This window comes from Flavobacterium selenitireducens, from assembly GCF_014748335.1.
GTDB lineage: Bacteria > Bacteroidota > Bacteroidia > Flavobacteriales > Flavobacteriaceae > Flavobacterium > Flavobacterium selenitireducens.
Map to the genome: position 1 here is coordinate 14,725 of NZ_JAAVIY010000014.1, position 22,810 is coordinate 37,534.

The 22,810-nt window shown below is 46.8% G+C and carries 16 protein-coding genes and 2 tRNA genes; 9 read left to right on the plus strand and 9 right to left on the minus strand.

Annotated elements, in window-relative coordinates:
* The first annotated feature begins 60 nt into the window (after positions 1-60).
* Positions 61-738, plus strand: coding sequence for an ATP-dependent Clp endopeptidase proteolytic subunit ClpP (clpP, locus tag HC229_RS15265; RefSeq protein WP_191021373.1), 678 nt, complete (start codon positions 61-63; stop codon positions 736-738).
* Between the two features lie 166 nt (positions 739-904).
* A complete protein-coding gene (clpX, locus tag HC229_RS15270) occupies positions 905-2,137 on the plus strand; it encodes an ATP-dependent Clp protease ATP-binding subunit ClpX (RefSeq protein WP_191021374.1) in 1,233 nt (410 codons plus the stop codon).
* 369 nt (positions 2,138-2,506) lie between these two features.
* On the opposite strand, the gene HC229_RS15275 is transcribed toward clpX, so the two are convergent.
* Entirely contained in the window at positions 2,507-4,030 is a 1,524-nt protein-coding gene (locus tag HC229_RS15275) for a GH3 auxin-responsive promoter family protein (RefSeq protein WP_191021375.1), read from the minus strand.
* Positions 4,031-4,067: 37 nt separating this feature from the next.
* Between HC229_RS15275 and HC229_RS15280 the strand changes: the two genes are divergently transcribed.
* Complete coding sequence (locus tag HC229_RS15280; RefSeq protein ID WP_191021376.1) at positions 4,068-4,862, plus strand: DUF2797 domain-containing protein; 795 nt, start codon at positions 4,068-4,070, stop codon at positions 4,860-4,862.
* A gap of 310 nt (positions 4,863-5,172) precedes the next feature.
* On the opposite strand, the gene HC229_RS15285 is transcribed toward HC229_RS15280, so the two are convergent.
* Together HC229_RS15285 and sppA are read right to left on the minus strand one after the other, a co-directional pair.
* Positions 5,173-7,797 carry an AsmA-like C-terminal region-containing protein gene (locus HC229_RS15285; protein ID WP_191021377.1) on the minus strand — a complete coding sequence of 875 codons (2,625 nt, stop codon included), beginning with the start codon at positions 7,795-7,797 and terminating at the stop codon, positions 5,173-5,175.
* Positions 7,798-8,060: 263 nt separating this feature from the next.
* Positions 8,061-9,818, minus strand: coding sequence for a signal peptide peptidase SppA (sppA, locus tag HC229_RS15290; protein WP_191021378.1), 1,758 nt, complete (start codon positions 9,816-9,818; stop codon positions 8,061-8,063).
* Positions 9,819-9,953: 135 nt separating this feature from the next.
* Here sppA and folK point away from each other — a divergent pair, with 135 nt between their 5' ends.
* A complete protein-coding gene (folK, locus tag HC229_RS15295) occupies positions 9,954-11,087 on the plus strand; it encodes a 2-amino-4-hydroxy-6-hydroxymethyldihydropteridine diphosphokinase (RefSeq protein WP_191021379.1) in 1,134 nt (377 codons plus the stop codon).
* Between the two features lie 213 nt (positions 11,088-11,300).
* On the opposite strand, the gene HC229_RS15300 is transcribed toward folK, so the two are convergent.
* Positions 11,301-11,831, minus strand: coding sequence for an RNA methyltransferase (locus HC229_RS15300; protein ID WP_191021380.1), 531 nt, complete (start codon positions 11,829-11,831; stop codon positions 11,301-11,303).
* 62 nt (positions 11,832-11,893) lie between these two features.
* Positions 11,894-12,340 carry a DUF1573 domain-containing protein gene (locus tag HC229_RS15305; RefSeq protein WP_191021381.1) on the minus strand — a complete coding sequence of 149 codons (447 nt, stop codon included), beginning with the start codon at positions 12,338-12,340 and terminating at the stop codon, positions 11,894-11,896.
* Positions 12,341-12,543: 203 nt separating this feature from the next.
* On the opposite strand from HC229_RS15305, the gene mutS reads away from it, so the two are divergent.
* The 3 genes from mutS (at position 12,544) to HC229_RS15320 (ending at position 15,722) form a co-directional block, all read left to right on the plus strand.
* The gene (mutS, locus tag HC229_RS15310) at positions 12,544-15,111 is read left to right on the plus strand and encodes a DNA mismatch repair protein MutS (protein WP_191021402.1); all 2,568 of its coding nucleotides are present in this window, start codon (positions 12,544-12,546) and stop codon (positions 15,109-15,111) included.
* A 438-nt stretch (positions 15,112-15,549) separates the two neighbouring features.
* Positions 15,550-15,625 (plus strand) — tRNA-Gly (locus HC229_RS15315).
* Positions 15,626-15,636: 11 nt separating this feature from the next.
* Positions 15,637-15,722, plus strand: a tRNA-Leu gene (locus tag HC229_RS15320).
* 416 nt (positions 15,723-16,138) lie between these two features.
* Here HC229_RS15320 and HC229_RS15325 read toward each other — a convergent pair.
* The 4 genes from HC229_RS15325 to HC229_RS15340 form a co-directional block, all read right to left on the minus strand.
* Positions 16,139-16,339, minus strand: a complete 201-nt coding sequence (locus HC229_RS15325) for a hypothetical protein (protein ID WP_191021382.1) — start codon at positions 16,337-16,339, stop codon at positions 16,139-16,141.
* A gap of 206 nt (positions 16,340-16,545) precedes the next feature.
* Complete coding sequence (locus HC229_RS15330; RefSeq protein WP_191021383.1) at positions 16,546-18,690, minus strand: S46 family peptidase; 2,145 nt, start codon at positions 18,688-18,690, stop codon at positions 16,546-16,548.
* 60 nt (positions 18,691-18,750) lie between these two features.
* Entirely contained in the window at positions 18,751-19,194 is a 444-nt protein-coding gene (locus tag HC229_RS15335; RefSeq protein ID WP_223845640.1) for a GNAT family N-acetyltransferase, read from the minus strand.
* Complete coding sequence (locus tag HC229_RS15340; RefSeq protein WP_191021384.1) at positions 19,181-20,425, minus strand: 3-deoxy-D-manno-octulosonic acid transferase; 1,245 nt, start codon at positions 20,423-20,425, stop codon at positions 19,181-19,183. Before HC229_RS15340 ends, HC229_RS15335 begins: the two co-directional genes overlap by 14 nt.
* A gap of 81 nt (positions 20,426-20,506) precedes the next feature.
* Between HC229_RS15340 and HC229_RS15345 the strand changes: the two genes are divergently transcribed.
* A complete protein-coding gene (locus tag HC229_RS15345) occupies positions 20,507-21,637 on the plus strand; it encodes a DegT/DnrJ/EryC1/StrS family aminotransferase (RefSeq protein WP_191021385.1) in 1,131 nt (376 codons plus the stop codon).
* A gap of 159 nt (positions 21,638-21,796) precedes the next feature.
* On the plus strand, positions 21,797-22,810 hold the full coding sequence (gene galE / locus HC229_RS15350) for a UDP-glucose 4-epimerase GalE (RefSeq protein ID WP_191021386.1): 1,014 nt from the start codon (positions 21,797-21,799) through the stop codon (positions 22,808-22,810).

Consider the following 22,810-nt stretch of genomic DNA (forward strand, 5'->3'; position numbering starts at 1 on the left):
CGAAATCGTTGTGGTTTCGGCGCTTTTACTTTCCTTAAAGCATTTAACGCTCAGACAACTATGAACTACGGTAAAGAATTCAGGAAATTCGCCACCAAGCATCACGGCGTAAATTCCTTGTATTACGATAAAATAGTCGGTGCGATGACGCCGACGAACATGACACCCTACATTATCGAAGAAAGACAACTCAACGTTTCGCAACTTGACGTTTTTTCCCGTTTGATGATGGACCGGATTATCTTCCTTGGAACAGGGATAGACGACCAGATCGCCAACATCGTCCAGGCGCAGTTGCTGTTTCTGGCCAGTGTGGATTCCGCGAAAGACGTCCAAATTTATATCAATTCGCCAGGCGGTAGCGTTTATGCAGGCCTCGGCATTTACGATACGATGCAATTCATCCAACCCGATGTCGCAACGATTTGCACCGGAATGGCCGCTTCCATGGGAGCTGTTCTGCTTTGCGCGGGTGCTGAAGGGAAGCGTTCGGCTCTGCCGCATTCCCGCGTCATGATCCACCAACCTTCGGGAGGAGCGCAAGGCGTGGCTACCGATATGGAGATCAATTTGCGCGAGATGCTCAAGTTGAAAGAAGAATTGTACAAGATCATCGCCCAGCATTCGGGTCAATCGTACGACCGCGTCCATAAGGATAGCGAGCGCGATTATTGGATGAAAGCCGACGAAGCCAAAGAATATGGCATGATCGACGAAGTATTGAGAAGAAAAGTGTAAGTGAACGTCGAATGTCGAATGTCGAAAGTCGAACGGGACTGTAGGGATAGTTATTTATCCTACTTTTCGTTCGACATTCGATTTTGGCATTCGGCATACTTTATAACAGTCAAGAGTTTGGTCGCACCTTCGTTCGACATCAGACTTTCGACACTAGACAAAACAAATGGCTAAAGAAGTATTGGATTGCTCTTTTTGTGGAAGGAAAAAGCCTGAAACCAATCTGCTGATTGCGGGAATCAACGCCCATATATGCGACAAATGCATTGAACAGGCGCACGGTATCGTCTTGGAAGAACTTAAATCGAGCGGACACTCCAAGTTGTCCAACGATCTTGTTTTAAAGAAGCCGCGTGAAATCCGGGCTTTCCTCGACAATTACGTGATCGGGCAGGACCAGACCAAAAAAGTCATGTCCGTGGCAGTGTACAACCACTACAAAAGGTTGATGCAAAAGAGCCATGAAGACGATGTCGAAATTGAGAAGAGCAACATCATCATGGTCGGGCAAACCGGAACCGGTAAAACGCTCGTGGCGAAAACCATTGCTAAAATGCTGGACGTCCCATTGGCAATTGTCGACGCGACCGTACTGACGGAAGCCGGATACGTAGGCGAAGACGTCGAAAGTATCCTGACGCGTTTGTTGCAAGCCGCCGATTACGACGTGGCCAAAGCCGAAAGAGGTATCGTTTTTATAGACGAGATCGACAAAATCGCGCGCAAAAGCGACAATCCGTCGATAACTCGCGATGTCTCCGGTGAAGGCGTTCAACAAGCGTTGCTCAAATTGCTCGAAGGCACTGTCGTGAACGTTCCGCCAAAAGGTGGGCGAAAGCATCCTGACCAGAAATTTGTCGAAGTCAATACGCAGAACATCCTTTTCATAGCAGGCGGCGCGTTTGACGGAATCGATCGCATTATCGGCAAGCGTTTGAATCGCCAGGCTGTCGGATACGGAGCGTCGAAAAACCAGGATGCGATCGACAAAGATAACCTTCTGCAATATATCATTCCGAAAGACATCAAAGACTTCGGGCTCATTCCTGAAATCATAGGCCGTTTGCCGGTTTTGACGCATATGGATCCGCTTGATCGTGCCACGCTTCGCGCCATCCTGACCGAGCCTAAAAATGCCCTCATCAAACAATACCAAAAGTTGTTTGCCATGGACGACGTCGACTTCAACATCACCGAAGAGGCACTCGATTTCATCGTAGACAAAGCCCTCGAATACAAGCTAGGCGCGCGCGGACTGCGATCGCTTTGCGAGGCTATCCTAACGGACGCCATGTACGATCTGCCAAGCTCGGACGAAAAAGTGCTTCGAATCGATCGCACCTATGCCCAGGATAGTTTGTCGCGAAACTTGCTCAAGCGACTGGAAATAGCATCGTGAACGACTTGTTCAAAATAGAAAATCCCGCTATATCGCGGGATTTTTCGTTTTCATTCAGTCGAGGTTTGTCGTTCGGAGGCTTTACAAAGCATCTTCTGTAGGGACCGCATCCAAGTCGGCGGGGACCACACGAACAAATCAGGATTGCAGCAGTAAATAGTAGGGCAATGTTTTTTTTCATGCCTAACTAACGCAATATCAAGATGCTTATTTTATTTTCGAAACATTTTTTTTTGAAGAAAGCTTAGGTTCAGGGACAATGTCGGCAAATGATACAAGTCGAAACCAACGAAATTGCGATGTCGTCGGAAATAGAATCGCTATATGATACGCCGCCACCTGTATCCGAATCGGATAAGATGGTTGATGTCACGCTGTGGTAAGCTGCATGGACTTCAACTGTTCGAGATAGTCGCGTTGGTTGGAAAGCCGAGGTATTTTGTGTTGTCCGCCAAGTTTTCCTTGGTCGCGCAGCCAATCGTAGAAAAGTTTAGGCCTGGCGACGTTGAGAATCAAAGGATTTAACGTCATATTGTTGTAGCGCTTCGCCTCGTAATCGGAATTCAGCGATTGAAGCGCTTTGTCGAGTGCATTTACAAATTCTGAAGAATCAATCGGCGGATTGCGGAATTCCACCATCCACTCGTGCGCGCCTTTCTCTTTGCCATCCATAAAAATCGGGGCGACGGTGTAATCGATGACTTCGAGGCCGGTGGCTTCGCATGCTTTGGCCAGCGCGGCATCCGTATTTTCAACCATCAACTCTTCACCAAAAACATTAATATGGTGTTTGGTGCGTCCGGTAATGCGGATGCGATAAGGGCTAAGCGAAGTAAATCTGACCGTGTCGCCAATCAGGTAACGCCACAAACCGGAATTTGTCGTGATGACCACGGCGTAATTTTTTCCGGTTTCGACATCAGACAGACGAACCGTTTTTTGATTTTGAGTTCCAAACGTGTCCATCGGAATAAATTCGTAAAATATGCCGTAATCCAACATCAACAGCAGATCGCTTGAGCCGTTTTGGTCCTGTATCGCAAAAAATCCCTCGGACGCATTGTAGATCTCGTAATACTTGAAGTCGCTTTTCGGAAGCAGTTTTTTGTATTGGTCGCGGTAAGGCTCGAAACTGACGCCACCGTGAAAATAGACCTCGAGATTGGGCCAAAGCTCGTGAAGCGTTGTTTTGTTGTTTTCTTCGAGGACGCGGTTCATCAGCACCAAAAGCCAGGAAGGAACGCCGGCAAAACTTGTGACATTTTCGTTTCGTGTCTCGGCGACAATGGCTGAGAGCTTGCTTTCCCATTCGCTCATGAGCGAGGTTTTGTTGCTTGGCGTGGAACTGAATTCGGCCCACATCGGCATATTTTCGATCAGTATGGCCGACAGGTCTCCAAAAAACGTATTGTTGTTTTCATAAATCTGGGAACTTCCGCCAAGGCGAAGGCTCTTCCCAAGGAACAACTGGGAATTTTCGTTGTTATTGAGGTACATGCACAACAAGTCTTTACTGCCTTTGTAGTGACAATCTTCGAGAGCTTCACTTGAAACGGGAATGAACTTGCTTTTTGCGTTCGTCGTACCGCTTGATTTTGCAAACCACTTGATCGGTGTGTTCCAGAATACGAACTGTTCGCCCATACGGGTGCGCTCGATCATGGGTTGCAGATCTTCGTAAGTTGAGATAGGAACGCGGTCGCAGAAGGCCTGATAAGATTTTATGGATGAAAAGTCGTATTGCCTTCCGACCGCTGTCAGTTCAGCCGCGCGTATCAGGTTCAGCAACAATTCCTCTTGTACCTCATTGGGATATTTGAGGAACAATTCAATCTGGTGGATGCGCTGTTTGAGTACCCAGGAAGCAATTGAATTGATGATCGGTAGCGGCATTTGTTCTATATTTACGCACTAAAATACTACTTTTTACATGCAGTACGAAGGCACGCTTTCGAAAATGCCGACTGAAATCGGCGAGCCTATCCAATATTATCTAGTGTTCGAAGACAGTTTCTTGAACGTGAACCAATTGCTTGGCCGTGAGATGTCGATTAGCTTTAAAGGGTATCAATGCCTGAATTGTTCAAAGCGCAAGAAAATTTTCCGACAAGGATTTTGCTACGATTGTTTCTATTCGAGTCCTCAGGTAGGCGATTGGATCATGCGTCCCGAACTTAGCACGGCCCATCTTGGAATTGCCGACCGCGATCTCGATTACGAATCCCGCGTGCAACTACAGCCTCATATCGTTTATTTGGCACTTTCAAGCGAAGTAAAAGTGGGCGTCACGCGCAAAACTCAGGTTCCGACGCGTTGGATCGATCAGGGTGCGTGCGAGGCGGTTTCTATTTTAGAAGTGCCGAACCGTTATCTCGCCGGGATTACCGAAGTGGAACTTAAAAAGCACTTCGTCGACAAGACCAACTGGCGCAAAATGCTGCAAAATGAAACGTTGACGCTGGATTTGTTGGAAGAGAAAACGCGCATTTTCGATTTTCTTCCGGATGAGGTAAAGCCATACTTCAATACCGATCTTCACGAGCATCTGATCATCAATTATCCGGTTGTGGAACATCCGAAAAAAGTGCATGGCCTCAATCTCGATAAGACCACGTCCTACTCGGGAAAACTTGTCGGAATCAAGGGGCAATATTTGATATTCCAGGACGGGACGGTATTTAATGTGCGATCTTTTGAAGGATATGTAGTGAATTTATCGGTTTAGTGGCCGTAGAGTTTTTTTCTGGGAGTTGCGGAAGTTGCGGGAGATGCTAAACTTGCGGAGATGCAGCGGATGGAGTTTCGGAAGTTGCGGGAGATGCTAAACTTGTGGGAGATGCAGGCGATAGGAAATTCCGAAAGTTACGGAGAGGCTAAACTTGCGGGAGATGCAGGAAACGCAGAGATGCGGAAAGGCGCGGTAAACATAACATATCTTTTAAGATATGTTATGTTTGTAAAAATAATGCGCTTCAGGAAAATCCGCTTACAGTTTTTCCGTACTATTTCTTAAAAAATTTTCTCGCGAATTGGTGTTAATTTGCTTTTTTAGGTTCTTCCTTTTTCTTTTTTTTGCCGAATAAATTTATCACGCCCTGAGCGGCATTCTTGATATTGTCGTTCTTAGTGTTCGTTTTCGGCTTTGTGGTATCGGAAGCGGACTGGTTCTTTTCTTTGTTTTTGTTCAACAAATCCGTCAATGCAGATGTTCCCTGATTGACCAACTTTTCCTTTTGCGCTTTTACGATTTGGTTGGTAAGGTTCGACATCGCAGATTTCATGTCGGTGGCGATTTTCGGATTGCTGAAGTTGCCCGTCAACAGCGCGGTCACCGGGATATTCTCAATCTTGTTCTGTTCGCCCGGAGACAATTTCGCAAGCAGGTTGTTTACCTCTTTCCCAAAATACTTCGCCGGAACGTCGAATTTGACATTGTAATTCATCGTTTGGTCGAATCCGTGGGAACCGGCGATATCCACCTTGACATCCTGATATTTCAAAGTGAACGGCTTGAGGTTGACACGTCCGTCAGTAAACGTAAGGGCCGCCTTAAGATCGTTGAGGTTCAGCTTCTTTAAGTCGATGAAACTCACGCTTTCGTCAAGTTTGTTGAGTAAATTGGAATTTTTCTCGTTTACCGTCGTAGACAACAGTTGTCCCATGAGATCGCCGTTGATTGTGTTCAACACCGGTGTCATTTCCTTTGCGTCGAGTTTGCCCGAAACGTTGATTTTAGAATTGAGCTTACCATTGATCACACCCGCGATAGGCGCAATGCTTTTCATCATCTCAAGTTGTGTGAACGTTTGTTGGATGTCCACCGAGTTCAGTCCAAGATCGACGTTGAACGTCGGAACGGTCTCTTTCGTAGAAACATTGCCTGTAACAGCTACCATTCCGCCGAAAATATTGGTCTTGACATCCTGGAGTTTGGCCGCCTGATCCTTGATGATGACTTTCCCCGACACATTTTTCAACACGAGATTGTCGTATAAAACGGTGTTCGCTTTCGCGGACAAAGTGCAATCGAGAAATGCCGGGATTTTGACGGCTTCTTTCGGTTGTTGGGTTTTCTGTTCCTTTTTAGGATCGGATTCCGTCATGAAATCGGAAACCGCAAATTGATTCGACGACAAATTGAAATTGCCCTTGAGCGTCTGGTTTTTGAGCAGAAATCCGTAAAAGTTATCGAGCGTTCCCGAGAGTTTCATATCCGTTTTACCCGTCGTGGCATCGAGTTCCTGGAGATTGATACGCGACGGATTGAACTGCACGATCGCCTTGTTCACATTGATGGCTTTGTTGTCTTCACCTACATATTTGAATCCGGTCAGGGCGAGGTTTCCGGAATTCTGCATGTTTTGGTACTGGCTGGTTTCCACTGATTTCATGTCGAATTTCGTCTGCACATTCGCATCGAGTATTCCCGAAAGCGGCTTGTCGAGTTTGACCGGATACGCTTTTGTGAGGTTGGCGAGATTGATCCGGCCGTCGAGTTTTGCGTCCACGAGCGGGTTTTCCGATAGATTTCGCACATTCGCTTTCGCATTGAACACGTCCTGGTCGATTCGGAACGAAAGCTTGTCGAGATTGACGTACGTATCGTTTATCAGGCCGGTCTCATTGATGATTTTGGTATCGATGACGATGTTCTCTACCGATTTCGGCAAATCCGGATATTTGAAAGAGGCGTTATTCGATGCGATGGCAATGTTGAATTTCGGGATCGTCGTGTCGGTCAACGAACCTTTGGCAAACCCTTCCACCTTAAAATCACCTGTCGTCTGAACATTGGCGAGGCTTCCCGAATAAGCCGACGGAATCAAACCGAGGAAATTCTGGAATCCTGAAACAGGCGTTTTAAACGTCAGGTCGTATTGTTGGCCATTGTCCAAAAGTTGGATGAAACCGTCGAATTCGAGCGGCAATTTGTTGATTAAAGCCTTGTTTTTCTTAAACGAATATTTGCTGTTTTCGAGATCGATCCCCAAAATAGCATCGAGATTGAGTTTGACCTTGTTCAGATAATTGACTTTGTCCATATCGAGTGAAACTACGGTCGACGATTTTGTGTCCAAATCCAGCTTTTTCGCGGTGAAGTCGCCCGTCCCGGAATGGTTAAGGCTATCGAACACTAATTTTACCTTCGACCGTTCGTCAAAATATTGAAAGCGGTAATTCTCGATTTTGTATTCTTGCACTTTTAAGGACAGCGGGTCGCTTTCTTTCTTGTCCTTGTTTTTTTCTTCGGCGTTTTTGATTGCGATGTCGAAATTTCCCAAACCATCTTTGTTGAAGAGAATGTTCACGACGCCATTTTTCGTAGCTATCGACTCGATGTTCATACCTTCATTTGCGTCCTTAAACAATTCCTTTACAAACATTTTGAGGTTGACTTCGCCCAGATAGACCAGCGTATCACCGTCGAACGGCGCTTTGTTGATGATGCTGAGCTTGTCTACGGTAACATTCGCCTGAGGGAAACTTTTGAGCAGGCTCAGGTCGACATCTTCAAAAGCGACTTTCGCATCGACATTTTTGTTGATGGTCTCGACGATCATCTGTTTGATCTTGTCTTTGAACAGGAAAGGCGTGGCGACTAAAAGCGCAATGAGGACCAGGAGGACGATTCCGGTCCATTTGAGGATTTTCTTTACCATAACGAGCGAAATTTGGGATAAAAGAGAACTCCCGATACGTCGGGCATCGGGAGTAAACTTAGCAGATTTATTTAAATTTTGCGAAGCGGCGGCGTTATTTTTAAGAACAATTTAATGTGTCGCGCTTTGAAAATACGATCGTCGCGAAATGTTTATTGCGCCGGTGGTCAAATCCTTTATTCACCATCTTTTTAGAAATGGCAAATGATAGGAAATGCGCGGAATGTTGAGCTGTCGATACTTTCCATAGCGACTTTCAGCACTTAGTGAATGTCAATCTTTACGGGAAGCAATGCCTGGACACCTTTGCGCTGCGTCATCCGCTTGGCTGCCTGGAGGATTTCATAATTTTCAGTCCCGAGTTCTTCCTTAATCAATTGTTCTTTTGACTTCGCGAACGGGAAACCGGCTAGCAAATCGGCGAATTTCTTGTCGTATTCCGGATAGTCCTGTGTGCGATAATCTGTGGTTTTTCCGAGTTTAGCGGCTTCTTTGATCGCATCGTCCATTCCGCCGATTTTATCCACAAGCCCGATTTTCAACGCTTCGGCTCCTGTCCAAACACGGCCTTGCCCGATAGAATCCACTTGGGCGACCGTCAATTTCCGGCCTTGAGCCACTTTTGTCGTAAACGTCGTATAAATACGTTCGATCTCGCTTTGTATCGTATTCCTGAAATTGTCGTCGAGCGGCACAAACGGGCTGTAACCTGAGGCGTTCGTATGTGTCTTGACCTGTACCGAATTGATTCCGACCTTGTTCGAAAGCTTCGTCAGGTTAGGCAAAGTTCCAAAAACGCCTATCGAACCCGTAATCGTTCCGTTTTCGGCAAAAATCGTATTGGCGTTGCACGAAATGTAATAGCCGCCTGAGGCCGCATAATTCCCCATGGAAACTACGACGGGCTTTGTTTTTTTAGTCAGCTCAAGCTCGCGCCAAATCAAATCCGAAGTCAGCGCACTTCCACCGGGACTGTCCACGCGAAGTACGACAGCCTTTACGTTTTCATCTTTTCTCGCTTCCTGGAGCGCGCGCCTGATCGAACCTTCGCCAATATAACCAACGTCTCCTTCGCCACTCAGGATTTCGCCCTGTGCGTATACGATCGCAATCCGGTCTTTGGCGAAATTAGATGGAGAAGTGGCTACATTTCGGGCATAGTCAAGCAATTTTACCTTGTTGTACTTTTCATCTTTGTTGACCTTGAGACGTTTGCGGATAGCGTCGTGGTATTCGTCTTCGTATGCGATCCTGTCGACGAGCTTGTTGGCTTTTGCCATTTCCGGAGTTCGCGCGCCGAGATTATTGGCGAGTTCGTTGAGTTTTTCGACGGTAACTTTGCGGCTTTGCGATATTTCGGTAACGATTGAGCTCCAAATTGAGTTGAGCATCGCCGTCAATTGGGTACGATTGGCCTCGCTCATCTTGTTGTCGAGAAACGGTTCGACGGCGCTTTTGTATTTGCCGTGGCGGATAACTTCCATCGTGATGCCTGATTTTTCCTGGAAATCCTTGAAATACATAACTTCGGTAGCCAAACCTTTGAAGTCGACTTCTCCTTGCGGATTAAGGTAGATCGTATCGGCCACAGAATTGAGGTAATATTCTTTTTGCGTGTAGCCGTTTGAATAGGCGACGATGAACTTCCCGGATTTTTTAAAATCAATCAACGCGTCGCGAAGTGCCTTGGTTTGGGCAATTCCGGTGTTCGTGTTGTCGTTCAGGATGGAGATTCCTTTTATTTTGTCGTCTTTTTTGGCTTCGGAAATCGCATTCAGGATGTCGGAAACTCCAATGCTTTTCCCTTCCGAGAACATCGTTACCAAAGGATCGGTATACTTTCCGCCGTAGTCGTTCGAGACGTTTTCCATATCGAAAACCAGAACGGAATTGTCGTCGACTTTTACGACGTCGGGATCGCCTCCAAACAACGCGCTGAACAGTATCAACATAAAAAAGGAAAGCATGAAGAACAGGAAAAGGCCGACAACAGTCGCCATTACGTTTCCAAAAAATTTCATAGGAAGGTTTTTTCGTTAGAAGTCCGGGTAAGGGATTTGTTACAAATCGGTTGCGATTTAGCGTCCGACAAAATTATCAACAGTTGGCCCAAAGATAAGCCTATTCTGATTTGTTTTATTTATTTTGTGGCGGATATGAGCAGCGAACATCACGTAGTTTTGGCCATTGGCAGCAACCAGGGCGATCGATTGGAAAGGGTCAACGCTGCCATTGCGCACATTCACCGTCATATAGGTACGGTCGTGAAGGTTTCAAAGCTTTATGAAACGCCGGCCTGGGGCTTTGACGCAGACCCTTTTTACAATTGCGCGGTCCTTATCCATACGGGTAAACCGGCTCACGAAATCCTTGACCTGGCGCTTTTGGCCGAGGAAGCTTTAGGGCGCGTCCGCAACTCTGAATCCGGTTACCAGTCGCGAACCATCGATATTGATGTGATTGCATTTAACGAAGACATCATCACGACCGATAAACTTCATGTGCCGCATCCGCTTATGCAGGAGCGACTGTTCGTGTTGCTTCCGATGCGCGATCTCGAGCTCGACTGGCGCCATCCGATCTTTCAAAAATACCTTCACGAATTGCTCGATCTGTCGGCCGATAAAAGTGTGTGTAAAGTAATTGGCGAGCTGCATTGGCCTTTAAACGACATCCCGCTGGACCGCTTCCGATACATCGCCATAGAAGGCAATATTGGCGCCGGGAAGACGACGTTGGCGTGTAAGATCGCCGCCGATTTCAATGCCAAGACCGTTTTGGAGCGCTTTGCGGATAATCCGTTCTTGCCGAAATTTTACGAAGATCAGGGGCGATATGCGTTTCCGTTGGAAATGTCGTTTCTCGCCGACCGTTACCAACAAATCTCCGACGACTTGGCCCAATTTGATTTGTTCAGCGATTTTGTGATTGCCGATTATCACATTTTCAAGTCGTTGATTTTTGCAAAAGTCACGCTTCAAGAAGACGAATACCGCTTGTATCGCAAGTTGTTCGAAATCATTTACAAGGAAATGCCCAAGCCGGATCTTTACGTGTATTTGTACCAGAACACCGAGCGTTTGCTTGAGAATATACGAACACGCGGTCGCGGTTACGAGCAGGAGATTCCCGCGAAATACCTCGACAATATCAACCGGGGCTACCTCGATTACATAAAATCACAAACCGACCTCAATGTCTTGATCATCGATGTTTCCGATAAGGACTTCGTGAAGAATCAGGAAGACTATGTTTTTATTTTGCAACAAATCCAATCGAAAATTCCGTAAATTTTGCTGCAAAAAGGTAAGGTCAATGAATTCGTTGAACGATTCGGACGAAAAAAAAGCCGCCACCACCCACCCGTAAAAATACCGGATTTACCAATTCCCCAAATACAGAAAAACTACACTAATTCTTAAAGTTCATCAACCCAACCACCGCGTCCATACGCAGCAACATCCCTTCAACAATCGCCAACTATCCGCAATTTTAAGCCAAGCTCAATTCCTCATCTTACAAAACAAATCCCAAACGACGATCCCCGCCGAAACCGAAATATTCAACGAATGCTTGCTTCCCAATTGCGGAATTTCGATCGTCCCGTCACAATTCTCGATTGCGGTCTGATTGACGCCAAAAACCTCGTTTCCGAAAACCAACGCGTAAACACCGTCTTTTTGAGGTTGGAACGCTTCGAGAGAAATCGAGTTTTCGACTTGCTCTATGGCAAATACCTTTGCGCCCGTTTGTTTGAGCTTTTCGATTGCCGACACTACATCCTTCTCATGTTCCCAATCGACGGTTTCTGTGGCGCCGAGCGCCGTTTTGTGGATTTCCTTGTTTGGAGGAACGGCCGTTATGCCGCAAAGCACGATTTTTTGTATCAGGAACGCATCGGCGGTACGGAACACCGAACCGATGTTATGCAGGCTGCGGATATCGTCCAAAACAAGGATCAACGGTGTTTTTTGCGCCGCTTTGAAATCCGTAACGGAGAGTCGGTCGAGCTCGCTATTGGCAAGTTTTCGCATAATGAAAGTATAAAAAAAGCCTCCCGTTTAAGGGAAGCTTTCCAAATTATAAGTAAGATTGATTAGCCTTTTGGAGCTTCGTCAGAAAGTACGGTTCCTTTGATGGTCAGTACTTTTGGAGTCTCAGAAGCATTGGAGTTCACCGTTACCGTTTTGGTAAAAGCACCGATGCGATCTGTAGCATATTTTACACCGATGACACCTTTAGCACCCGGCATGATAGGCTCAGTTGGTTTTGTAGGAACCGTGCAACCGCAAGAACCGGTGGCGCTTGTAATGATCGTAGGCTTGTTACCGTTGTTTACGAAAACGAACTCGCGTTTTCCGTCGGCATTTTTGTTGATCGTTCCGTAATCGATGGTTTCGCTCTCGAAAGTCATTCCCGGCCCGTCAACTTTTGGAGCGTTCGCGGCAGCATTGGCTTTCTTGGCTGTGGTCTTCTTGGCCTGAGCCTGGGAAACCGTTAAACCACCGATAGTTAGCATGGCTAACAACAAGTATTTTTTCATGATTTTGAATTTTTTTAAAAGTGACGGACAAATCTATTGAAAAATTGCAAACGCGTCCGAATTAAGGTCTTAAAATTAATTTAATTTTTGATTCCAAATAAAGTCGGGACGAAAATCTTTAAATTCGCCCTTCCAATTTTATTGATAAAATCCCCTCTATTTTGGCAGCAATAAAGCAAAAAGAAGCGAAGGAAACGCCGTTGATGAAGCAATACAACGAAATCAAACGCAAGTATCCCGATGCCTGCCTTTTGTTTCGCGTAGGCGACTTTTACGAAACGTTTGGCGAAGACGCCGTGCGCGCTTCGAAAATCCTTGGGATCACGCTTACCAAAAGAGGAGCCGGGTCCGATTCTGAAACCGCTTTGGCTGGTTTTCCGCACCATTCCCTAAACACTTATTTGCCCAAATTGGTAAAGGCAGGCTTGCGCGTGGCGGTTTGCGATCAGCTCGAAGATCCCAAGATGACCAAGACGATAGTCAAGCGGGGCGTCACGGAATTGGTGACTCCGGGTGTTTCGATGAACGACGAGGTGCTGCAATCCAAATCGAATAACTTCCTGGCTGCTGTCCACTTTGGGAAGAAGTTGCTCGGTGTTTCATTCCTGGACGTTTCCACAGGAGAATTCCTTACGTCCCAGGGCAATTCGGAATATGTGGACAAACTGCTGCAGAATTTCAGTCCGAGCGAAATTTTGGTTCCGAAAGCGTGCAAACAAGATTTTCAGGCGTTGTTCGGCGACAAGTTCCACACGTTTTATCTTGAGGATTGGATTTACAAATCGGACTATGCCTCGGAATCGCTCAACAATCATTTCAAAACTACCTCCCTGAAAGGTTTCGGCATAGAGGAATTACAGGAAGGCATCGTGGCATCGGGTGCGATCCTGTATTACTTATCCGAGACGCAACACAACAAGCTGCAACACATCACAGCGATCCAGCGCATAGCCGAAGACGCTTATGTCTGGATGGATCGGTTTACGATACGCAATCTCGAATTGTACCATAGTTATAATCCGAATGCGGTGACGCTTCTCGATGTGATCGACCGCACGCTGTCGCCTATGGGAGGACGCTTGCTCAAACGCTGGCTCGCGCTTCCACTCAAGGATGCGGACAGAATCAGGAACCGCCATGAGATCGTCGGATATTTGAAAGGCAATGCCGGGGTGTTGGATGGCATGCAGGTTCAGATCAAGCAAATGTCCGACCTCGAACGCCTGATTTCCAAAATTGCGACCGGTAAAGTCTCGCCGCGTGAAGTGATGTTTCTCAAGGAATCGCTTGACGCCATCGTCCCCATTAAAAAGTTAGCTTCCGAAAGCGGCGATACATCCGTCAGGAAAATGGGCGAAAGCCTGGAAAGTTGCGATGTATTGCGCGAGAAAATCGCTTCGATGCTCAATCCGGAAGCTCCTGTGGCAATAGCGAAGGGAAATGCGATTGCGAAGGGTGTCAATTCCGAACTCGACGATCTGCGCGCGATTTCGACTTCCGGCAAGGAATTTCTGGAGCGTATCGAACGACAGGAGTCGGAACGGACGGGTATCACTTCTCTCAAGATTTCGTTCAACAACGTGTTCGGATATTACATTGAAGTCCGCAATACGCATAAAGACAAAGTCCCGGCGGAATGGATCAGAAAACAGACGCTTGTCAACGCCGAACGCTACATTACCGAAGAACTCAAGGAATACGAATCAAAGATTCTGGGCGCCGAAGAAAAAATCCAGAAACTCGAATCTGAACTGTTCGAACAATTGGTTTCGTGGATAGCGGGTTATATAAAGCCGGTACAATCCAATGCGAATCTCGTGGCCCAGATCGACTGTCTGGCTTCGTTCGCGCAACTGGCCATCGAAAACAAGTATGTAAAACCGGAACTGGACGATTCGTTTGAGCTCGAAATCGTGGAAGGGCGCCATCCGGTTATCGAAAAGCAACTCCCGGTGGGAACGCCGTATATCGCCAATGACGTTTATCTCGACCGCGAAAAACAGCAAATCATCATGATTACGGGTCCGAACATGTCGGGTAAATCGGCGATTTTGCGGCAAACCGCTTTGATTGTCCTGCTTGCGCAGATGGGAAGCTTCGTTCCCGCGAAAAGCGCAAGGATGGGCGTGGTCGACAAGATTTTTACGCGTGTCGGCGCGTCCGATAATATTTCGATGGGCGAATCGACATTCATGGTGGAAATGAATGAGACCGCTTCGATCCTCAACAATTTGTCGGACAGGAGTCTGGTTTTGCTCGATGAGATCGGTCGCGGAACGAGTACCTACGACGGAATCTCGATTGCGTGGGCGATTGCGGAATATCTGCACGAGCATCCCGGACGCCCGAAAACGTTGTTTGCCACGCACTATCACGAACTCAACGAAATGACTGATATTTTGACGCGGATCAGGAATTTCAACGTATCGGTCAAAGAACTCAAAGACAATGTGCTTTTCATCAGGAAACTCGTAGAAGGCGGGAGCGCCCACAGTTTCGGGATACACGTTGCGAAAATGGCCGGAATGCCTCAGATGGTGATCCAGAAGGCGCAGAAATTGCTCAAAAAGCTGGAGAAAGATCATTCTGGGGAGGCGCTCAATGGCAACATGGTAAGGGAAGATGATTTGCAACTGAGCTTTTTTAATCTTGACGATCCGCTTCTGGAAGAAATAAAAGAAGAAATCCTGAACACGAACATCGATAATCTTACGCCTGTGGAGGCATTGATGAAGCTTAACGAGATTAAACGAATGCTGACAGGAAAATGAGAGGTTTGCGTTGTGTTCTGGCGGATTGGGCGTTGGAGTAGAGAAGTGTGGTTGTGGAGAGAATGCAGGTTTAACAATTTCGGCAGAATTAGTGTAATGAGGTTTGTGAGGGAAGCGTAAATTGTTGGGTGGCGGGTGGGGGCCGCATCATCAAAAAAAAAAACAAATTTTTTAGGGAACAATCTTTTCAAACGCTTATCAATTGCAATCATATAAGACCTTGCCAGCGTGCCCTTTTTTTGAAGAACGCCTCACTATAGGCAATCGAAAAATCCAAATAGACCGATGCGCAAATAAACGATCGGGCAAAATTCGAAAAATCAACCACTTATAAATTTGCTCCTATTTTTTTTCTGGAAACACTTGCATTTTTATTTTATTGTCTTAAATTTGCCCTCGCAATACAGCAATGTAACGCACTTGACATATTGAAATAATGCGAAAATAGCTCAGTTGGTAGAGCGCCACCTTGCCAAGGTGGAGGTCGCGGGTTCGAATCCCGTTTTTCGCTCCAAGGTGACTACCGCTCGGATGGTGAAATCGGTAGACACGCTGGACTTAAAATCCAGTGGGCAGTAATGCCTGTGCGGGTTCAAGTCCCGCTCCGAGTACAGAACAAACCCGTAACGAATTAATTGTTAATTCATTACGGGTTTTTTGTTTTTGGCTGTATAGCCTTTGCCTGGTTTTGTTTGGACGAGAATTTCAGGCGTTGAATTCGGTTTGGATGTATCGGGAAATTCGCATTTGTTTGCTGCGGAAGCGATTTCGATGCCGTACTCAACTCTTTTTCTTGGAGTGATTCTTAGACCGTAACTGTTAATCGTGCTTTAACTACAAAAGCATAGCGGATGCTGGATTACTTTCAATCGTTTTTGGATTCGCAAGGAAGTGCGATCGCTAAACAGGAGTGTACATCGTTCAGGCAAACATCTCCGATAGATTAAGTTCGTAAGTTGACGTCGGTAAAATATGTCATAAAAAAAGCCCCGCAGTGCGGAGCTTTATTTTCTTCTCTTAGCTTTAATTACTGAGCTGGAGTAGCAGCAGGAGCAGCAGCTGTAGTGTCAGCAGGAGCAGCAGTAGTATCAGCTACTGGAGCAGCCTCTTCAACTGGAGCAACTTCCTCAGTTGGAGTTACTTCTTCAGCTGGTTTCTCTTCGTTGTTTTTGCAAGATACAACTGTCAAAGCAGCGATCATAGCCAAGCTCAAAAATACTTTTTTCATCTTACTTAATTATAAAAAGGTTAATTATTAATTCGAGGCAAAGATATAAATTTTTTAATTCGGAAAAATTTTTTCAAATCTTTTTTAGAAAAAAACTTTAACATTTGCTTCGGTCGCTTATTTACAAGCATCGTGCCAAAAACACAATTAATGCTAAAAAAACATAAATTTTTCAAAATGACTGTAACATTTTGAAAGTTACTGATTTACTTCTTTTTCGGATGCACCAGTTTGAGTTCGGACATTATATTCTGCGCATTCGCAAACTTGTCGATAATAAAAAGAACGTAGCGCGCGTCCACCATTATGTTCCTGCAAATTGCAGGATCATAGTGAATGTCGCTCATCGTTCCTTCCCAAACGCGGTCAAAATTGAGTCCTATCAGATTTCCTTTTGCGTCAATCGCGGGACTTCCTGAGTTTCCACCTGTCGTGTGATTAGTGCCGATAAAACAAACCGGCATTTTGCCATTTTCCGCATAAGGCCCGTAATCTTTTTTATTGTAAAGGTCGATCAGCTTTTGGGGAACGTCGAACTCATAATCGCCGGGAACGTATTTTTCCATCACACCGTCGAGATACGTAACCGGATTGTAAACCGTAGCATCTTTCGGTTCGTATCCTTTGACTTTTCCATAGGTCACGCGCAATGTACTGTTGGCGTCGGGAAACAGGCGCTTGTCCTTGAACAATTCCAGCTGAGCCTTCACATAGGTTCGCTGGAGAGCCGAAATTTTGAGGTTGATTTCCTCGAATTTCGGGGCAACCGAATTGAAGTACGATTCGGCCATTTCTTTGGTCACCTTAAACGCCTTGTCGTTGTTGAGGTTCGCTATTACCGTTTTCGCATCTCCGTTCAAAAGCGTTTTGAGGCTTTCAAGAGATGTGAGTTTGCTTTGTCCGTAAACTTCCGAGGCCAGAGCCGAAGCGTTTACGTTTTTCAAACTCGCAGGCAGAAATTGTGTCGGATATTTCTTGGAGTAAATTCCGATAAGCTGCTCAAAAACCTTTTCGTCCACAGTCTTGTTGAAATCCTTGTAGAAATCCCCAAGTGCGTCGATCATATTTGCCTTTCGAGCGTTGAACGCTTGTTCGCCTTTCGTAACGTAAACCTGTTCCAATTGGTAAAGTCGGAAGGCGATGCTCGTCAGTTCGGTGTTGCGCAACGCGATTTCCTGAAAGTAGTCTCGAGCCAGTGAGTAAGGCGCGATTTCTTTATAATTTTTTTCGAATTCCGGCAAAAGATTTCCGTATTCGGATTGTTTTCCGGCCTTGGCGACGCGTTTGGTAAACTCCGCTTCGTCTTTTTTCTTGATTCCGACGGCATTCGACTTTTTCAATCCTTGCGTTTCTCCAATCCATTTTTTCCAGTAATTGGCGATGCTCGCGTATTTCGACGCATACTGGATTTTGATCGCCTGGTCTTTTCTCATAAAGCCATCCTCTACTTTCAAGGCGGCGTCGCGCACCTCGATCTTCGCCGGGTTCAGTTCGTTGATGATTTGTTCAACGGCAACCGCAGGCAAGTATTCCGTAGTTCGTCCGGGATAGCCGAAGACCAGCGTGAAATCGTCCTCTTTGATGCCGTCAAGCGAGATCGGAAGGAAGTGCTTCGGTTTGTATGGAACGTTGTCTTTCGAATAGGCCGCGGGCTTGTTGTCCTTGTCGGCATAGATCCGGAAAAGTGAAAAGTCGCCCGTGTGGCGTGGCCAGACCCAGTTGTCGGTGTCCGATCCGAACTTCCCGATCGACGACGGCGGTGCCCCGACAAGGCGAATGTCCTTAAACGTTTCCGTTACGAAAAGCATATATTGATTCCCTTCGTAGAACGTGCGGATTTTATTTTCCTGCCAACTTTCTTTCGGAAGCGAGTTCGACAAAGACGAAATGTTTTCCTGGATCTTTTTCTGTTTGTCAGCTTCCGAAGCCAGTGCCTGCGTGCCATCGAGCACTTTGGTGGTCACATCTTCGATACGCACGATAAAGGTCACGACCATGTCCGGATTCGGCAGTTCCTCTTCCATTTTGTAGGCCCAAAACCCGTTTTGCAGGTAATCGTGCTCGACTGTCGAATGGTTCTGTATCGCGTCAAACCCACAGTGGTGGTTGGTAAGTAAAAGCCCTTTAGGGGAAATCACCTCCGAAGTACACCCGCCGTTGAAGTGAGGGACGGCGTCTTTCAGGCTCGATTTGTTGACGTCGTAAATGTCCTTGGCCGTCATTTTCATGCCGAGGCTTTTCATTTCTTTTTCGTTCATGCCCTCGAGCAGTGACGGAATCCACATGCCGCCTTGTTGGGCCGACACCTGGACGACGAACAAGAGCAGGAACAGTCGTAGGAATTTGGTCATTTTAATAGAATTATGAATTATTGAATGTTGTTCGTTTATAGGCCGATAGAAGCGACCGTGTCATCGTTTGTAAACCAACAATTGCCGTTTATGCGCTGAAAAGCCTTTGTCCAAATACAACTTTTTCGCATTTGAATTGTGGTGTTCCACTTCAAGATACAAAATCTTCAGGTCGCGTTTTTCTGCTTCGGATTTTACGAAATCGATGGTTTCCTTCCCGATCCCTTTTCCGCGGAAGCCGTCCTTAATGTACAACTCATCCACAAAAGCGATTGTTCCTGCGAATTCAAAACTAAAAACGAAGGTCATGATCACATATCCTGCAATATCTCCGTCGGATGCGATAAGCCACGATTTGCCCAGGTTTTCCTCACGGATGAACTTTCGGAACAACGAGGCCGATTTTTCGACGTCGATCGGATAACCGTCGATCGCATAGAAATCCTGCATCATCGGGACGAGTGTTGCGATGTCGTTTTCGGATGCCGGTCTATACGTCGCCATATGTATCAAAATGTTTCATGATCGTGGACGTAGCGTTTTTATTCATCTGCACGAAGGTGGCGCAAATATGGCCTTTTTCGTGTCGGATGTCATCGTTCGAAAGCAATAAATCGAAAGCTTCCTTTAATTGGGCCTGGCCGTCGACAGAGATGCAACCTTCCATATCGACAAGTGCGATGGCTTCGGCAAAATGCGAATAATTCGGCCCGATCACGATAGGAACGCCGAAAGTTGCGGGCTCGAGAATGTTGTGGACGCCGGGATTTCCGAATCCGCCGCCAACGTAGGCGATGTCCGCGTAGCTGTAAATCTTGGTCAAAATCCCGATCGTGTCGATGATAAAGACGTCGAAATCAGCAAGGTTTTTTCCTTCTTTTTCAGAAAACAATACGACTTTCCTCGTGATGGAATTCCGGATTTCAGCGATCTGGGCTTCTTTTATATTATGAGGCGCAATGATGAACTTTACATTTTGGTCGGTTTTGTTGATGAAATCCGCGAGCAGTGTCTCGTCTTTCGGCCACGAACTTCCAACGACGACAGTGGCCGCGCCGTTCTTAAATTCCGAGATGAAACCAAGCGTATTGTTTTTTTCCAGAATCGCCGCGACCCGGTCGAAACGCGTGTCGCCGGAAACCGTCGCGTTGTATTTTTTTAGCGAAGCCAGCAAATCTTTCGAACGGGAGTTTTGAACGAAAAAATGTTCGAACGTGTCCAGTGCTTTTCGGTAAAACCCGCCATACCACTTGAAAAACGCCTGGTTTTCACGAAAAATCCCCGAGATCAGGAACGTCCGCACGTTGCGTTTGTCGAGTTCGTTGAGGTAGTTGGGCCAAAACTCGTATTTGATCATGAACGCCAACTCCGGATGCACGATGTCGAGAAACCGTCTGGCATTGGAAACGGTATCGATCGGAAGGTAGATGGTCACGTCCGCGACAGCGTTGTTCTTTCGCACTTCATATCCCGAAGGCGAGAAAAAAGTCAGCACGATCTTGTGTTCCGGAAACCGGCTGCGCATAGCTTCCATCACGGGCAATCCTTGCTCGTATTCGCCAAGTGAGGCGCAGTGGAACCAGATTGTTTTCTCGTCAGCCGAAATGGAACGGGACAACGTCTCGAACACCGATTTTCGGCCGTCGACGAACAATCTCATTTTCGGATTGAAAAACGCCACAACCCGAATGAAAAATCCGACGATCGAAATCAGTAGTCCATAAATTGCAAACATGGTCGCTAAAATACGCACTTTACAGAAATTTCATTGCCACAACTCACTTATTTAGTAGTTTTGTGTGGCTAAAATTTCGGCATGAAAAAAATACAAATGGTTGACCTGAAAGGTCAGTACGAAAAGATAAAAGATACTGTGGATGCTGCCATACAGCAGGTTCTCGACACGACTTCCTACATCAACGGGCCCGCTGTCCATGCCTTCCAGGCCAATCTGGAAGCATACCTCGGCGCCAAACATGTAATCCCGTGTGCCAACGGTACGGACGCATTGCAAATCGCCATGATGGGACTTGACCTGCAACCGGGAGACGAAGTCATCACAGCCGATTTCACTTTTGCCGCAACCGTCGAGGTCATCGCGCTTTTAAAACTGACGCCGGTTCTTGTAGATGTCGATGCCGATACGTTCAATATTTCGATAGAAGCGATCAAAAAAGCAATCACGCCAAAAACCAAGGCGATCGTACCGGTGCATTTGTTTGGCCAGGCCGCCGATATGGACGCGATCATGACCATTGCGCGCGAACACGATTTGTATGTGATCGAAGACAACGCCCAGGCAATTGGCGCTAATTACCAATATCCGCACGGCATGAAGCAAAAGGTCGGAACGATCGGGCACGTCGCGTCGACTTCGTTTTTTCCGTCGAAAAACCTCGGTTGCTACGGCGATGGAGGCGCGATTTTCACGAACGATGACGAACTTGCGCACAAACTTCGCGGCATCGTCAACCACGGCATGTATGTTCGTTACCATCACGATGTCGTCGGCGTGAATTCCCGTTTGGATTCCGTCCAGGCGGCGGTGCTCGATACGAAACTTCCAAAACTGGACGAATATTGCCAGGCGCGTCGGGCGGCCGCGACGAAATATTCGGAGGCGTTCGCCAATCATCCTAACATCATCACGCCGAGGATCGTCGGCGATACGGACAGCCACGTTTTCCATCAGTATACCTTGCGCATCCAAAATGCGGATCGCGACGGGTTGATGCAGCATTTGCTCGACAAGGGAATCCCGTGTGCGATTTATTATCCGATCGCGCTTCACGCCCAAAAGGCCTATGCCGATGCCCGTTATAAAGAAGAAGATTTCCCGGTGACGAACCAACTGTGCAAAGAAGTGATCTCGCTTCCGATGCATACGGAACTTGAGGACGATCAAATAGAGTTCATTACCTCTAGCGTACTCGAATACCTGTCGTAATGTACCAAAAATGGAAATCGGCGATGGCAAGGCGGGTTTTGTTGTTTGCAGTGGTGTTTCTCATTGCATTTTTTGGGACGCGCTATCTCGTGGGTAAATTCAAGAATCAATCAAACCAAGAACCGGCGGCAACAGAAAGCCACCGATAAAACAGACAATATGAAAATACTCGTAACGGGCGGCCTCGGATTCATCGGCTCCCACACTGTGGTCGAATTGCAAAATGAAGGTTTTGAGGTAGTCATCATAGACAATCTTTCGAACACTACAGAAAAAGTAATCGACGGGATTGTGGCCATCACGGGCAAAAAACCGATTTTCGAGAAAATGGACTTGCGCGACAAAGCCGATGTAAAGGACTTTTTCGCTCGCCATTCCGACGTATCCGGCGTGATTCATTTCGCGGCTTCAAAAGCAGTGGGCGAGAGTGTCGAAAATCCGCTTTTATATTACGAGAACAACATCAATACGCTGGTTTACCTGTTGCAGGAGTTGTCGCAAAAGCCTGAAGCTCAGTTTATTTTCAGTTCTTCCTGCACGGTTTACGGTCAAGCCGAAGAAATGCCGATTACCGAGGACGCATCGGTTCAACCTGCTATTTCCCCATACGGAAACACCAAGCAGATCGGTGAGGAGATTATCCGGGATACGGCCAAAGTTACGAACGTCAACGCCATTTTGCTGCGCTATTTCAACCCGATAGGATCGCATCCGTCGGCCGAAATAGGGGAGTTGCCAATTGGCGTTCCGCAAAACCTCGTTCCGTTCATTACCCAAACGGGAATGGGATTGCGCGAGAAACTTTCAGTCTTTGGCGATGATTATCCTACGATCGACGGAACGTGCATTCGCGACTACATACACGTTGTGGATTTGGCAAAGGCGCATGTTGTGGCCCTTCAAAGGCTAATCGGAAACAAGAACGAGCAAAAAGTGGAGACGTTCAACGTAGGAACCGGTACCGGAAGCACGGTCCTGGAAGTCATCAATACGTTCGAAAAGGTCAGTGGTAAGAAACTTCCTTACCAAATCGTCGGGAGAAGGGAAGGAGACGTCATCACGGCTTATGCCAACACCGACAAAGCCAACAACGTTTTGGGATGGAAGGCGCAGTCTACATTGGAAGACGGCTTGGCGAGCGCTTGGAAGTGGGAACAGAAGATCCGCTCTTAA